This is a genomic window from Variovorax sp. Varisp41, assembly GCF_047325085.1.
In the GTDB taxonomy this organism is placed as follows: domain Bacteria; phylum Pseudomonadota; class Gammaproteobacteria; order Burkholderiales; family Burkholderiaceae_C; genus Variovorax.
Map to the genome: position 1 here is coordinate 2,141,194 of NZ_CP168540.1, position 14,183 is coordinate 2,155,376.

General features: G+C 68.2%; 12 protein-coding genes. 7 read left to right on the forward strand and 5 right to left on the reverse strand.

The genetic code is table 11. The features are described from left to right. Positions 1–29: 29 nt before the first annotated feature. Positions 30–437, forward strand: a complete 408-nt coding sequence (locus ACEN9J_RS10145) for a hypothetical protein (protein ID WP_057590416.1) — start codon at positions 30–32, stop codon at positions 435–437. 58 nt (positions 438–495) lie between these two features. Here the strand turns inward: ACEN9J_RS10145 and ACEN9J_RS10150 are convergent, their stop codons facing one another. Then, the gene (locus ACEN9J_RS10150; RefSeq protein WP_093343058.1) at positions 496–951 is read right to left on the reverse strand and encodes an acyl-CoA thioesterase; all 456 of its coding nucleotides are present in this window, start codon (positions 949–951) and stop codon (positions 496–498) included. Positions 952–1,197: 246 nt separating this feature from the next. Between ACEN9J_RS10150 and ACEN9J_RS10155 the strand changes: the two genes are divergently transcribed. Both ACEN9J_RS10155 and ACEN9J_RS10160 read left to right on the forward strand, forming a co-directional pair. Continuing rightward, positions 1,198–1,752 carry a phasin family protein gene (locus tag ACEN9J_RS10155; protein ID WP_057590418.1) on the forward strand — a complete coding sequence of 185 codons (555 nt, stop codon included), beginning with the start codon at positions 1,198–1,200 and terminating at the stop codon, positions 1,750–1,752. Between the two features lie 155 nt (positions 1,753–1,907). Further along, positions 1,908–2,666: a 3-hydroxyacyl-CoA dehydrogenase gene (locus tag ACEN9J_RS10160; protein ID WP_057590419.1), complete on the forward strand. Its 759-nt coding sequence runs from the start codon at positions 1,908–1,910 to the stop codon at positions 2,664–2,666. On the opposite strand, the gene ACEN9J_RS10165 is transcribed toward ACEN9J_RS10160, so the two are convergent. Beyond that, positions 2,614–3,561 (reverse strand): YihY/virulence factor BrkB family protein, encoded by a 948-nt coding sequence (locus tag ACEN9J_RS10165; RefSeq protein ID WP_057590420.1) that lies wholly within the window; start codon positions 3,559–3,561, stop codon positions 2,614–2,616. The genes ACEN9J_RS10160 and ACEN9J_RS10165 overlap by 53 nt on opposite strands. Before the next feature lie 86 nt (positions 3,562–3,647). Between ACEN9J_RS10165 and dnaG the strand changes: the two genes are divergently transcribed. From dnaG to ACEN9J_RS10185, 4 genes are all read left to right on the forward strand, one after another. Further along, positions 3,648–5,630, forward strand: a complete 1,983-nt coding sequence (gene dnaG, locus ACEN9J_RS10170; RefSeq protein WP_413763970.1) for a DNA primase — start codon at positions 3,648–3,650, stop codon at positions 5,628–5,630. Between the two features lie 309 nt (positions 5,631–5,939). Continuing rightward, complete coding sequence (rpoD, locus tag ACEN9J_RS10175) at positions 5,940–8,312, forward strand: RNA polymerase sigma factor RpoD (protein WP_413763971.1); 2,373 nt, start codon at positions 5,940–5,942, stop codon at positions 8,310–8,312. 108 nt (positions 8,313–8,420) lie between these two features. Beyond that, positions 8,421–9,656 (forward strand): multidrug effflux MFS transporter, encoded by a 1,236-nt coding sequence (locus ACEN9J_RS10180; protein WP_057590423.1) that lies wholly within the window; start codon positions 8,421–8,423, stop codon positions 9,654–9,656. 52 nt (positions 9,657–9,708) lie between these two features. Beyond that, positions 9,709–10,845 carry an HPP family protein gene (locus tag ACEN9J_RS10185; protein WP_057590424.1) on the forward strand — a complete coding sequence of 379 codons (1,137 nt, stop codon included), beginning with the start codon at positions 9,709–9,711 and terminating at the stop codon, positions 10,843–10,845. A gap of 28 nt (positions 10,846–10,873) precedes the next feature. Here the strand turns inward: ACEN9J_RS10185 and ACEN9J_RS10190 are convergent, their stop codons facing one another. Genes ACEN9J_RS10190 through ACEN9J_RS10200 form a run of 3 tightly spaced genes read right to left on the reverse strand, consistent with a single transcriptional unit; the run spans position 10,874 to position 14,070 of the window. After that, a complete protein-coding gene (locus ACEN9J_RS10190; RefSeq protein ID WP_413763972.1) occupies positions 10,874–11,860 on the reverse strand; it encodes a tripartite tricarboxylate transporter substrate binding protein in 987 nt (328 codons plus the stop codon). A gap of 42 nt (positions 11,861–11,902) precedes the next feature. Further along, the gene (locus ACEN9J_RS10195) at positions 11,903–13,105 is read right to left on the reverse strand and encodes a CaiB/BaiF CoA transferase family protein (protein ID WP_057590426.1); all 1,203 of its coding nucleotides are present in this window, start codon (positions 13,103–13,105) and stop codon (positions 11,903–11,905) included. After that, positions 13,102–14,070, reverse strand: coding sequence for a hydroxymethylglutaryl-CoA lyase (locus ACEN9J_RS10200; RefSeq protein WP_413763973.1), 969 nt, complete (start codon positions 14,068–14,070; stop codon positions 13,102–13,104). Before ACEN9J_RS10200 ends, ACEN9J_RS10195 begins: the two co-directional genes overlap by 4 nt. Positions 14,071–14,183 lie beyond the last annotated feature (113 nt).

Sequence of the window (14,183 nt, forward strand, 5' to 3'; positions counted from 1 at the left end):
CCTCATCCATCGACCAGGAGAACTCCAAAATGAAGAAACATCTGCTCATGCTCGCGCTCGCCTCCACCTGCTTCGTCGCCACCCAGGCCGGCGCCCAGATGAACAAGGACGAGCACAAGGTCGCCAAGGAAAAGATCGAGGCCGACTACAAGGTCGCCAAGACCCAGTGCGACACGCTGAAGGACAACGCCAAGGACGTCTGCCAGAAGGAAGCCAAGGGCAAGGAGAACGTTGCCAAGGCCGAGCTCGAGCAGCAGTTCAAGCCCAGCGACAGCAACGCGCGCAAGGTGGCCGAGGAAAAGGTGAAGGCCACCTATGAAGTCGCGAAGGAAAAGTGCGACGACCAGACCGGCGATGCCAAGTCCGCCTGCGTGAAGCAGGCCAAGGCCGACGAGGACAAGGGCAAGGCCGACATCAAGGCGATGGCCAAGAAGTAAGCCGCGTCTCCGACCTCGCAACGACGGCGCCCCCAGGGGCGCCGTTTCTCTTGGGGGCTCAGGCCCGCAGCGAATCGACCACGCGCTGCAGCGCTTCGGGCAGCGGCACCGGCCGCTGGGTCGTGCGGTCGACGTAGACATGCACGAAATGCCCCTGGGCCGCCGCGGTGTCGGCACCCTGCGCGAACAGGCCGACCTCGTAGCGCACGCTGGAACGCCCGGCCTGCGCCACGCGGATGCCGGCCTCGACGGTCTGCGGGAAGGCCAGCGGCGCGAAGTAGTTGCACTGCGTCTCGACCACGAAGCCGATGGTCGAGCCCTGGTGGATGTCGAGGGCGCCGCGCTCGATCAGCAGCGCGTTCACCGCCGTGTCGAACCAGCTGTAGTAGACGACGTTGTTGACGTGGCCGTACATGTCGTTGTCCATCCAGCGCGTGGGGATGCTGCGGAAGACGGGGTAGCTGGCGCGCGGCTGCGGCACGGGCTTGGGGCTGGGAGAGGCGGGCGTCGTCATCGCGCGAGATTCTGCCAGCGGCCTTGGCCGGCTCCAGGCGACTGCGCGACACCCATGGCCGCCATCGGCTTTCAAGGGCGGCCGGCCTGTTTTAGAAAGCCTCTTCTAAATTGCTGCAAAGCAACAAAAACCTCTTGCCCGGAGATTTCAGCTGCCTATACTTGAGCCCATGCTGCACCGCAACAAAGACGACGAGGCGCAGCGCAACGTGAATAGACCAACCATCATCCCTTCCGGAGATTCCAAATGGCCCTGACCGCTGACCAGATCCTCGCCGCCCAAAAAGCCAACCTCGAAACCCTGTTCGGCCTGACCACCAAGGCTTTCGAAGGCGTCGAGAAGCTCGTCGAACTCAACGTGACCGCCTCCAAGGCCGCCCTGTCCGAAGCCGCCACCACCGCCCAGGCCGCCCTGAGCGTGAAGGACGCGCAAGAACTGCTGACGCTGCAAGCCAGCCTGTTCCAGCCCCTGGCCGAGAAGACCGCCGCCTACAGCCGTCACCTGTACGAAATCGCCCAAGGCACCGGCGCCGAATTCACCAAGGCCTTCGAATCGAAGGCCAGCGAAGCCCAGCAAGCCTTCGTCGGCCTGGTCGACAGCGCTTCGAAGAATGCCCCCGCCGGTTCGGAAACCGCCGTCGCCGTGCTGAAGAGCGCCGTCGCCGCCGCCAACAACGCTTTCGAATCGGTGCAAAAGGCCGTCAAGCAAGCGTCGGACGTCGCCGAAGCCAACTTCAACGCCGTGTCCACGCAAGCCGTCGCCGCTGCCAAGACCGCGACCGCTTCGTCGCGCAAGCGCTAAGCCGCCGACCACCACCAGTTGTCTCCTTGGGTCCTCACGGATCCAATTCAGGGCCTCGTCTTCGGACGGGGCCTTTTTTTATGCGCGCGCCGAAACGGTCGCGCACCGGGGCGTCTTCGATAATGCAGGGCTTTTCTTCCTCAGGAGACTCCTACATGCAAATCGACGGCAAGGTTTTCATCGTGACCGGTGGCGCTTCGGGCCTCGGCGAAGGCGCGGCGCGCATGCTGGCCGGCAACGGCGCCAAGGTCGTCATCGCCGACATGCAGGCCGACAAGGGCGAAGCCGTCGCGCGCGATATCGGCGGCGTGTTCGTGAAGTGCGACGTGAGCCAGGAAGCCGACGGCCAGGCCGCGGTGGCGGCCGCGCTGCAGCTCGGCAAGCTGGTCGGCCTGATCAACTGCGCCGGCATCGCGCCGGCCGAGAAGACCGTGGGCAAGAACGGCCCGCACGCGCTGGCGGTGTTCAGCAAGACCGTCACGGTCAACCTGATCGGCAGCTTCAACATGATCCGGCTGGCCGCCGACGCGATGAGCAAGAACGAGCCCGAAGCCACGGGCGAACGCGGCGTGCTGATCTCGACCGCCTCGGTCGCGGCCTACGACGGCCAGATCGGCCAGGCCGCCTACAGCGCCTCGAAGGGTGGCGTGGTCGGCATGACGCTGCCGATCGCACGCGACCTGGCGCGCAACGGCATCCGCAACATGACGATCGCCCCCGGCATCTTCGGCACGCCGATGCTGTTCGGCATGCCGCAGGAAGTGCAGGACGCACTCGCCGCCAGCGTGCCCTTCCCCTCGCGCCTGGGCACCCCGGCCGACTACGCGAAGCTCGCCAAGCACATCATCGAGAACGACATGCTCAACGGCGAGGTGATCCGGCTGGACGGAGCGATTCGACTCCCTCCCCGCTGACCGAGGACGGCCGCACGCGGGTGCTGCCGGTGCGGTCCAGGCGCTCGTAGTTCGCGATCACCTGGGCGCCCAGCAGCACCAGCGTGGCCGCGATCTCCAGGCTCAGCAGCACCACGATCGCCGTGGTCAGCGAGCCGTAGACGACGTTCACCTGCGACAGCGTCGAGAAATACCAGATCAGGATCCGCCGCGTGGCCTCCCACAGCAGCGCGGCGGTGATGCCGCCCAGCAGCGCATGGCGCAGCGACATGCGCCCGGCCGGCATCACGAGGTAGAGCGAGGTCAGCATGAAGATCTCGCCGCCCAGCCCCAGCAGGTACAGGAGCAGCCCCGACACGCCGGACAGCGACCAGCTGCGCCCGAGCAGGTCCACGCTCTCCTGCCCCACGAGCTGCAGCGCGCCCGACACCAGCGTGACCAGCAGCAGCCCCACGCACAGGCACAGGATGTAGACGTAGGGCATGGCCACCGACACCAGGAAATGGCGTTTGTGGTCGGCCTTGCGGTGATGGAAGATCACCGCCATCGCGCTCTCGAGCACGCTGAAGGCCAGCGAGCTGAAGAAGATCATCGTCACCAGCAGCACCGGCCCGAGCACGTCGCGGTGGTCCAGGAAGCTCGACAGCTCGGCCACGATGGCCTTCGACTGCCCCGGCAGCAGCCATTCGAGGTAGCGGCCGATGGTGCGCAGCAGCTCGGCCTGGTCGATCACATGCGACAGCGCGATCACGCTGACGATCAAGAGCGGCACGATCGACAGCAGCGCGTAATAGGCCACGGCACCGGCCAGCAGCAACCCCTGGTTGGCGCGGAATTCTTTCAGGGCCTCCCAGCCGAAGCGCAGCGGGTGGCGCAGCAGCGGGGCGGCGTGTTTCAGCGGATTGAGCGTCGTCATGCGGGCGGGATGGTCGGTCGCCGCCAGTATGCCGCCGGGTCGCGGGGGACCCGCGGCTTGCGTATGATTTGCCGCTCCCCGCCTACATGACCATCCCCGCTTCATTCATCCAGGAACTCATCGCGCGCGCCGACGTGGTGGAAATCGTCGGCCGCTACGTGCAGCTCAAGAAGGCCGGCGCCAATTTCATGGGGCTGTGCCCCTTCCACGGTGAGAAGTCGCCCTCCTTCTCGGTCAGCCCGACCAAGCAGTTCTATCACTGCTTCGGCTGCGGCGCCCACGGCAACGCCATCGGTTTCCTCATGGAGCACGCCGGCATGGGCTTCGTGGAGGCCGTGCACGACCTCGCCGGCCAGTACGGCCTGCAGGTGCCCGAGGACGACGCCTCGCCGGCCGAACGCGCCCGCGCCGCGAGCCAGCGCCAGAAGCAGGCCACGCTGACCGACGTGCTCGAGAAGGCCGGCGACGCCTTCCGCAAGCACCTGCGCCAGGCGCCCGGCGCCATCGACTACCTGAAGGGCCGCGGCGTCTCGGGCGAGATCGCCAAGCAATTCGGCATCGGCTACGCGCCGCCGGGCTGGCGCACGCTCGCGGGCGTGTTTCCCGACTACGAGGACCCGCTGCTGGCCGAGAGCGGCCTGGTGATCGTCAACACCGAGGACGGCCAGGTCGAGGCCAGCGAGGCCAAGCGCTACGACCGCTTCCGCGACCGGGTGATGTTCCCGATCCGCAACGTCAAGGGCGAATGCATCGGCTTCGGCGGCCGGGTGCTCGGCGACGAGAAGCCCAAGTACCTGAATTCGCCCGAAACGCCCGTCTTCAGCAAGGGCCGCGAGCTCTACGGTCTCTACGAGGCCCGCGCCGCCTTCCGCGACCGCGGCTACGCGCTGGTGACCGAGGGCTACATGGACGTGGTGGCGCTGGCGCAGCTCGGCTTTCCGAACGCGGTGGCCACGCTGGGCACGGCCTGCACCACCGAGCATGTGCAGAAGCTGTTCCGCTTCACCGAATCGGTGGTGTTCAGCTTCGACGGCGACGCCGCCGGCCGCCGCGCGGCGCGCAAGGCGCTCGACGGTGCCCTGCCCTATGCCACCGACACGCGCAGCATCAAGTTCCTGTTCCTGCCGGCCGAGCACGATCCCGACAGCTTCATCCGCGAGTTCGGCGCCGACGCCTTCGCGCGCTTCGTGCAGGAGGCCACGCCGCTGTCGCGCTTCATGATCGAGGCCGCGCGCGAGGGCTGCGACCTCGGCACCGCCGAGGGCCGCGCCCACATGAGCAGCAACGTGCGCCCCTTGTGGAGCGCGCTGCCCGACGGCGCCCTCAAGCGCCAGTTGCTGAGCGAGATCGCCACGCTGGTGCAGCTCGACGCGGCCGCGCTGTCGGACCTCTGGGCCACGGCGGCGGCGCCGCGTGGCGGCGGCGCCTCGCGCCAGGCCGAGCGCAGCCAGGAGCGACCGCCCGACGACGACGGCTACTTCCCGGAACCGCCGGTCTACGAAGAGCGCGAGCGCTACTACGAAAACGATAGCAAGAAACGACCGTTCAACAAGCGTTTCGGCCGCAAGGAGCCGCCGCGCGAACCGATGCGCGGGCGCAGCCAGCCGCTGAGCCGGCCCGACATCGCGGTGCGGCTGCTGCTCGCCAACATGGCGCAGTGGGAGCCGCTGTCGCACGAGGTGCACCTGATGCTGTGCGAACTGCCGGGGCCGCACGGCGCGCTGTTCACCTGGCTCGACAGCCAGTTGCACGAGCACGGCGCCCAGTCGTGGGCCGCGCTGCGCGAGGGCCTGCGCGGCCAGGAATTAGAGGCGCTGGCCGACAAGCTGATGACGGCCGCGGAAGGCGGCCCGCCCGTCGATCCGGAGGCCAGCGAGAGCGACCTGCAGGCCGAGGCCGCCCGCGAGCTGGGCAGCGTGCTCGACTTCATGCTCGACGACCGTCTCAAGTTCCAGCAGAGCGAGGCCATCGCGGCCGTCGGCAAGGATCCGCGGGCGCTCGAGCGCTACAAGGCGCTGGAGGCACGGCGGCTCGAGTTGCGCGCCCGCATGCGCCCCAAGACGGTGTGATTGCTTGAAATTTGCGCAAGACGCTATAATGTAGGGCTTCGCAACTGGCGAAATCGGCAAGAGCGACAGCAGCACCTCCGGACCGGCCCCTCGCGCAACGCACTCCACGGCAACCCCGCTGGAAAGGGCCAATACCCGCAAGGACTGCACACCAAATGATCGCCCGACATCTTGCCTATTGAGGATTTATTCCTCTTTTCCCCAATTGTTCCTGTCCGGCCGTGCCGGGCTGGCGGCGCTGTCCTCGCGGACCGCGCCCGTGTGATTTCGTGTGATCCCGCTTGTTCATTCTTGTTGTAACGAGGTCGTATGCCCAGTTCAAAGAAGCCTGCTCCTTCACCCGCCAAAAGCGCCGCCGCCAAGCCTGCAGCCGAAAAACCGTTGAAAGCGGCCGCTTTGCCGGCAACTAAGACGGGTGCAGCCGCGTCCAAGGCGGCAGCCGCAACGAAAGTGAAAACCGTGCCCACGAAATCGACGACCACCACCGACGACACCAAGAAGACAGCCGCCAAGACGGCTGCCGCAGGCGCTGCAGCCCCCGCGGCCAAGAAGGTCGGCCGCCCGCCCAAGGCCGCCAGCACCGCCGCCGCTCCCGCCACCGGCGCCAAGCGCGGCCGCAAGCCCAAGGCCGACAAGGATGCGCCCGAGAGCGACGTCGACCTGTCGGACATCGAGGACGATCTGGCCGGTGACGAACCCGCGGCCACCGTTGCGACGACCGAGGAGAAGGTCAAGCCGCTGCGCATGAAGATCAGCAAGGCGAAGGAACGCGCCTTGATGAAGGAATTCGGCCTCGACGAGACCGTGCTGTCCGAGGAAGACCTCGCCAAGCGCCGCTCGCGCCTGAAGACCCTGATCACGCTGGGCAAGACCCGCGGCTACCTGACGCACGGCGAAATCTCCGACCACCTGCCCGACAAGCTGGTCGACGCAGAGACCATGGAAGTCGTGGTCACCATGCTCAACGACATGGGCGTGGCCGTCTACGAGCAGACCCCCGACGCCGAGACCCTGCTGCTGAACAACACCGCCCCCACCGCGACCACGGTGGAGGAAGCGGAAGAGGAAGCCGAAGCGGCTCTTTCCACCGTGGACAGCGAATTCGGTCGCACCACCGACCCCGTGCGCATGTACATGCGCGAAATGGGCACGGTCGAACTGCTGACCCGCGAAGGCGAAATCGAGATCGCCAAGCGCATCGAAGGCGGCCTGATGGCGATGATGGAGGCCATCTCGGCCTCCCCCGCCACCATCGCCGAGATCCTGCGCCTGGCCGGCGAGATCCGTGAAGGCAAGGTCGTCATCTCGACCATCGTCGACGGCTTCTCGAACCCCAACGAGGCCGACGACTACGTGGCCGAGGAAGACTTCGACGAATTCGACGAGGAAGACGACGACGACGGCAAGGGCGGCTCCAAGGCGCTGACCAAGAAGCTCGAGGAACTCAAGAACGAGGCCCTGTCGCGCTTCGACCGCATCGCCGAGATGTTCGAGAAGGTGCACAAGGTCTACGATAAGGAAGGCTACGGCACGCCCTCGTACACCAAGGCCCAGCAGTCCCTGTCGGACGAGCTGATGACCATCCGCTTCACCGCGCGCACCATCGAGCGCCTGTGCGACCTCGTGCGCACCCAGGTCGACGACGTGCGCAAGAAGGAGCGCGAGCTGCGCCGCATCATCGTGGACAAGTGCGGCTTCCCGCAGGACGAGTTCATCCGCGACTTCAGCGGCTTCGACAAGAACGGCAACCGGATCGCCTCCAACCTGCTGAACCTCAAGTGGGTCGAGAAGCAGGCCGCCGCCGGCAAGCCCTGGAGCGCCGTGCTCGCGCGCAACATCCCGCCGGTGCAGGAACTGCAGCAGAAGCTGGCCGACATCCAGTCGCGCGTGGTGGTGCCGCTGACCGAGCTCAAGGACATCAACAAGCGCATGAACGAGGGCGAATCGTCCTCGCGCGATGCCAAGAAGGAAATGATCGAGGCCAACCTGCGCCTCGTGATCTCGATCGCCAAGAAGTACACCAACCGCGGCCTGCAGTTCCTCGACCTGATCCAGGAAGGCAACATCGGCCTGATGAAGGCGGTGGACAAGTTCGAATACCGCCGCGGCTACAAGTTCTCGACCTACGCCACGTGGTGGATCCGCCAGGCGATCACGCGCTCGATCGCCGACCAGGCGCGCACCATCCGCATCCCGGTGCACATGATCGAGACCATCAACAAGATGAACCGCATCTCGCGCCAGCACTTGCAGGAGTTCGGCTTCGAGCCCGACGCCGGCATCCTGGCCGCCAAGATGGAGATCCCGGAAGACAAGATCCGCAAGATCATGAAGATCGCGAAGGAGCCGATCTCGATGGAAACCCCCATCGGCGACGACGACGATTCGCACCTGGGCGACTTCATCGAGGACAGCAGCAACACGGCCCCGATCGAGGCCGCGATGCAGGCCGGCCTGCGCGACGTGGTCAAGGACATCCTCGACTCGCTGACGCCGCGCGAAGCCAAGGTGCTGCGCATGCGCTTCGGCATCGAGATGTCGACCGACCACACGCTGGAAGAAGTCGGCAAGCAGTTCGACGTGACGCGCGAGCGCATCCGCCAGATCGAGGCGAAGGCCCTGCGCAAGCTCAAGCATCCGTCGCGCTCGGACAAGCTGCGCAGCTTTATTGATACGCTCTGAGCCGGTCTCCCGGTATTTCCCCGCAAAGGAGGCGCCCGCAAGGGCGCTTTCTTTTTTGGGCCCCTCTGCGACAGCCACCCAGATAAGAAGAATGGAGCAATCCTCATCATGAATCCCGATGCAGACAAACTCTGGCAAGCCCCGCGCTGGGCGCTGGCCGTGCTGCTCGCGGTGCTCGGCATGCTCGGGCCCTTCTCCATCGATACCTACATCCCCGCCTTCTCGGGCATCGCGCGCTCGATCGGCGCGACGCCGGCCGAGATGCAGCAGACGCTCTCGGCCTACCTGTTCGGCTTCGCGTTCATGAACCTGTTCCATGGCGCGCTGTCCGACAGCTTCGGACGCCGCCCGGTGGTGCTGTGGGGCCTCGCGGTGTTCACGCTGGCCTCGCTGGGCTGCGCGCTGTCGCAGACGATCACGCAGCTGGTGCTGTTCCGCGGCCTGCAGGGCCTGTCGACGGGCGCGGGCATCGTGGTCTCGCGCGCGGTGATCCGCGACATGTTCCCGCCCGCCGAGGCCCAGCGCGTGATGAGCCAGGTCACGATCTACTTCGGCGTGGCGCCCGCCATCGCGCCGATCGTCGGCGGCTTCCTGTTCGTGCACGCGGGCTGGCACGCGGTGTTCTGGTTCCTGGTGGCCGTGGGCGTGGTGCTGTTCGCGGCCAACTACAAGCTGCTGCCCGAGACGCTGCACCCCTCGCACCGCCAGTCCTTCCACGTGCGCCACCTGCTGCGCGGCTACTGGGACCTGTGTTCCGACCCGCGCTTCCTGCTGCTGGCCTTCGCCAGCGGCGTGCCCTTCAACGGCATGTTCCTCTACGTGCTGGCCGCGCCGGCCTTCCTCGGCGACCACCTCGCGCTGCAGCCGCAGCAGTTCTTCTGGTTCTTCCTGCTGACCATCGGCGGCATCATGCTCGGCGCGCGCGCCAGCGGGCGCATGGCCGGCAAGGTGGCGCCCAAGCGCCAGATCCGCGACGGCTTCCTGATCATGCTGGTCACCTCGGTGGTCAACGTGGTCGCCAACACCTTCTTCCAGGCCCACGTGGCCTGGGCGCTGTGGCCGCTCGCGGTGTTCGCCTTCGGCTGGGCGCTGATGGTGCCGGTGGTCACGCTGCTGGTGCTCGACCTGCATCCCGAGCGCCGCGGCATGGCCTCCTCGCTGCAGGCCGTGATCGGCTCCACCGCCAACGGCATCGTGGCTGGCGCGGTGGCGCCGCTGGTGATGCATTCCACGCTCGCGCTCGCGCTCACTTCCACCCTGATGCTGGCCATTGGTCTGGTGGCCTGGGTCTGGCTGCACGGCCGCTGGCCCGACATCGGACGGCGCGTCGCCCACGAGGGCTGAAGCGGCGGCCGGCGAACGAACAAGAACAACACCGAGACACTCTTCGATCCGCATGTCCTCCGCCAACAAGCTCCTCGTCTACCTGCGTGCCTGGCTGCCGGGCCGCACCACCGTCGATGCGCGCGAGCGCCTGCGCGCCATGGGCGGCGCGGCCCTCGGGCTGCTGATCACGGCGCTGATCTGCCGCTGGATCGCGCAGACGCTCGGCGGCAACGCCGTGTGGCTGATCGCGCCGCTGGGCGCGAGCGCGGTGCTGGTGTTCGCGGTGCCGGCCAGCCCGCTCGCGCAGCCCTGGTCGGTGGTGGGCGGCAACACGCTGTCGGCCATCGTGGGCATCGCCAGCGTCAACTGGATTCCCGACCCGGCGGTGGCCGCCGCGGTCGCGGTCGGCGGCGCCATCGGCCTGATGTTCGTGGCGCGCTGCCTGCATCCGCCGGGCGGCGCCGCGGCGCTGCTCGCGGTGCTCACCCACACCACGCACCTGTCGTCGGCCTTCTTCCCCTTCTTCGTCAACTCGCTGCTGCTGGTGCTCGCGGGCGCGGCCTACAACAGCTTCACCGGCCGGCGCTATCCGCACGTGCAGGTGGCGCAGCCGCCGCGCGCCGACGCGCGCTTCAGCCAGGCCGACATCGATGCCGTGCTGGCGCGCTACAACCAGGTGCTCGACATCAGCCGCGACGACCTCGAGTCGCTGATCCAGCAGACCGAGCTCGAGAGCTACAAGCGGCGGCTCGGCACCCTGCACTGCGACGACATCATGTCGCGCACGCCGATCACGGTGGAGTTCGGCACGCCGCTGCAGGAGGCCTGGGCGCTGATGCACGAGCGCCGCATCAAGGCGCTGCCGGTGGTCGACCGCACGCGCCGCGTGGTGGGCATCGTCACGCAGGCCGACTTCTTCCGCCAGCTCGACCTGGCGCACCACGAGGGCATCGCGGGCCGGCTGCGCGACTTCATCCGCGCCACCCGCACCGTGGTCTCGAACAAGCCCGAGGTGGTGGGCCAGATCATGACGCGCCAGGTGCGCGTGGCCAGCGCCGACCGCCCCGTGGTCGACCTGGTGCCGCTGTTCTCCGAGGGCGGCCACCACCACATCCCGATCATCGACGCCGAGAAGCGGCTGGCCGGCATGATCACCCAGTCGGATTTCGTGCGCGCGCTCTACCGCGCGGTGCGGCCCGAGAACTGATCGCCCCGGGCCGCGAAAGCCCGCGTGCTCACTCGAGCACCACGTTGGCCTTCTTCACCAGCGCCGCGTAGCGCGCCGCCTCGCTGCGGAAATAGGCGGCCGCCTGCTCGGGCGTGGTCGGCTTGATGAGGTTGCCCTGCTTGTCCATGGCCTCGCGCACCTCGGCGCTCGCGAAGGCCGCGGCCACGGCATCGTGCACGCGCTGCACCTCGGCCGCCTGCATCTTCGCCGGCCCGATCACCGCGAACCAGCCCTCGACCACGTAGTTCGGCAGCCCCTGCTCGGCGATGGTCGGCATCTCGGGCGCGGCCGGCGAGCGCGCCGGGCCGCACAGGCCGATGGCGCGCAGCGCGCCGCTCTTCAGGTGCGGCTGCACGGCCGGCAGCGCGACCACGCCCATCTCGACCTGGCCCGCGATCATGTCGGTGACCATCGGGCCCGTGCCCTTGTACGGAATGTGCCGCGCCTTCACGCCGGCCTCGTCCATGAACATCTCGCCGGCCAGGTGGATGATGGTGCCGTTGCCCGAGGAGGCGTAGTTGTAGCCCTCGGGCTTCGCGCGCAGCAGCGCCACCAGCTCCTTCACGTTCTTCGCCGGCAGCTTCGGGTTCACCGCCAGCACCAGCGGCGTGGCGCCCACCACGCTGATCGGCGTCACGTCGGCGATCGGGTCGAAGGGCATCTTCCTGAACACCGCCGGGTTGATGACGTGGTTGTTCGACACCATGCCCAAGGTGAAGCCGTCGGGCACGGCCTTGACCACGGTCGAGGTGCCGGTGATGCCGCCCGCGCCCGGCTGGTTCTCGACCACCACCGGCTGGCCGAAGGCCTTGCCGAGCGCGACCGTGGCGGCGCGCACGATGGCGTCCACGCCCGAGCCCGCGCTGATCGGCAGGATGAAGCGCACGGGCCGGTCGCCCTGTGCCCAGGCGGGCCAGGCGGCGAGCGCGGCCGCGCCGGCACCCAGGCCCAGCAGCGCGCGGCGGTCGATGAAGGAAGGCAGTTGGTTGGGCATCGTCTTGTCTCTCGTTGTAGTCATGGGGAAAAGAAAACCGGTCTATGCCACGGCCGCGTCGTCGAGCAGCGCCTGCATCTGCGCCTCGCCGTAGCCGAGCTCGGCCAGCAGTTCGCGCGTGTGCTCGCCCAACGCGGGCGGATCGAGGCGCACGCCCAGGCGCTCGCCGCCCAGCGTGATCGGGAACAGCGTGGTCTGCGCGGTCTGGCCCGCGCGCTCGCCGTCGGGCAGGCGGATGTCGGCCAGGCCGCCGGTGGCCAGCAGGTGCGGATCGCCGTAGAGGTCCTCGGGCCGCACGATCGGCGCGAACGGCAGGCCGCGCGCCTCGAAGAGCGCCGACAGCTCGGCGGCCGGGCGCGAGGCCAGCCGCGCGCGCAGGTCCGCCAGCAGCGTCGGGCGCAGCCGCACGCGGTCGTTGTTGGTGCGCAGCGCCGGGTCGGCCTTCAGGTCGTCGAAGCCCAGGGCATCGCAGAAGCTCTGCCATTGCGCGTCGCTGACCGCGGCCAGGAAGATCTGCTCGCCGTCCTTCACGGTGAACACGTCGTACAGCGCCCAGGCCGAGATGCGATCGGGCATCGGCGCCGCGGCCTGGCCCGTGATCGCGTACTGCAGCATGTGCTGGCCGACCAGGAACACGTTGTTCTCGAACAGCGCCGAATGCACCTCCTGCCCCTCTCCGGTCTGGCCGCGCTGCATCAGCGCGGCCATCGCGCCGATGGCGCCGAACATGCCGCCCATGATGTCGTTGACGCTGGTGCCCGCGCGCAGCGGGTCGCCAGGCCGGCCGGTCATGTAGGCCAGCCCGCCCATCATCTGCACCACCTCGTCGAGCGCGGTGCGGTGCTCGTAGGGGCCGGGCAGGAAGCCCGTGTGGTTGACGTACACCAGCCGCGGGTTGAGCCGGCGCAGCGCGGCGTAGTCGAGGCCGTACTTCCCCATGGTGCCGGGCTTGAAGTTCTGCGCCACCACGTCGGCGCCGGCGCACAGGCGCAGCGCGGCCTCGAGCCCCTGCGGATGGCGCAGGTCGAGCGCGATGCTCTTCTTGTTGCGGTTGAACATCGGGAAGAAGCCCGCGCCCGCGCCCAGCAGGTGGCGCGTGCGGTCGCCCTCGATGGGCTCGACCTTGATGACCTCGGCGCCGAGGTCGGCCAGCACCATGCCACAGGTCGGGCCCATCACCATGTGGGTGAACTCGACCACGCGGATGCCGGCCAGCGGCAGGCGCTTCTCTTCGAGGGCGCTCATGCCGCCACCTCTTCCTGCGCGAAGGTCTTCGGGAAGCCCGCGCGCCACAGCGTGCCCTGCAGGGTCTCGCCGTCCAGCCATTGCGCCACGCGCCCGCGCAGCGCGAGCAGCTGCCGCAGGTCGACGCCCGTGGCCACGCCCATGCTCTGCAGCATGAACAGCAGGTCCTCGGTGTCGACGTTGCCGCTGGCGCCCGGCGCGTGCGGGCAGCCGCCGATGCCGGCCAGGCAGGCGTCGAAGCGCGCGATGCCGACCTCGAGCGCCGCATAGACGTTGGCCAGCCCCAGCCCGCGCGTGTCGTGGAAATGGCCACACCACAGCCGCTCGCCCGCGATGGCCCGCGCGCGCTCGAACAGGCGGCGCACCATCGCCGGATCGGCATAGCCGACGGTGTCGGCCAGGCTCACGCGGTCGGCGCCCGCGTCGAGCAGCGCCTGCATCAGCCGCAGCACCTCCTCGGGCGCCACGGGGCCCTGCAGCGTGCAGCCGAAGGCGGTGCCCACGCCGCCCTCGATCAGCGTCCTCGAGCCCGCGGCATCGCGCGCGGCGCGGATGCGGCCGACCTCGGCCACCACCTCGTCGGGCGTCTTGCGCAGGTTGGCGAGGCTGTGCGCATGGCTGGCCGACAGCGGCACCACCAGCAGGTCGGCCTCGCCCTCGATGGCGCGTTCGGCGCCCTTCAGGTTGGGCACCAGCACCGAGGCGAACAGGCCCGGCAGGGTCTTCGCGAAGGCCAGCAACTCGGCCGTGTCGGCCAGTTGCGGCAGCAGCCGCGCGGGCACGAAGGAGCCGACCTCGATCTCGCGCTGGCCTGCCCCATGGGCAGCACGGATCCATTCGCGCTTGTGCTCGGTGGGCAGGGTGCGGGCGATGCTCTGCAGGCCGTCGCGCAGGCCCACTTCGCGCACGGTGGCGCGCGGCGGCAGGAAGGCGTGCGGGCGCGCCAGGGCGGAAGGTTCGGTCAAGGCGGTGTCTCCGTGCGATGGGTGTCTGGAATCGGCGTCATTCTTAGACTTTCCGATTCGATGCAGAAGCTATATTTCGGAAGCCGATCCGTTCCGAATCGGAACACCACGAA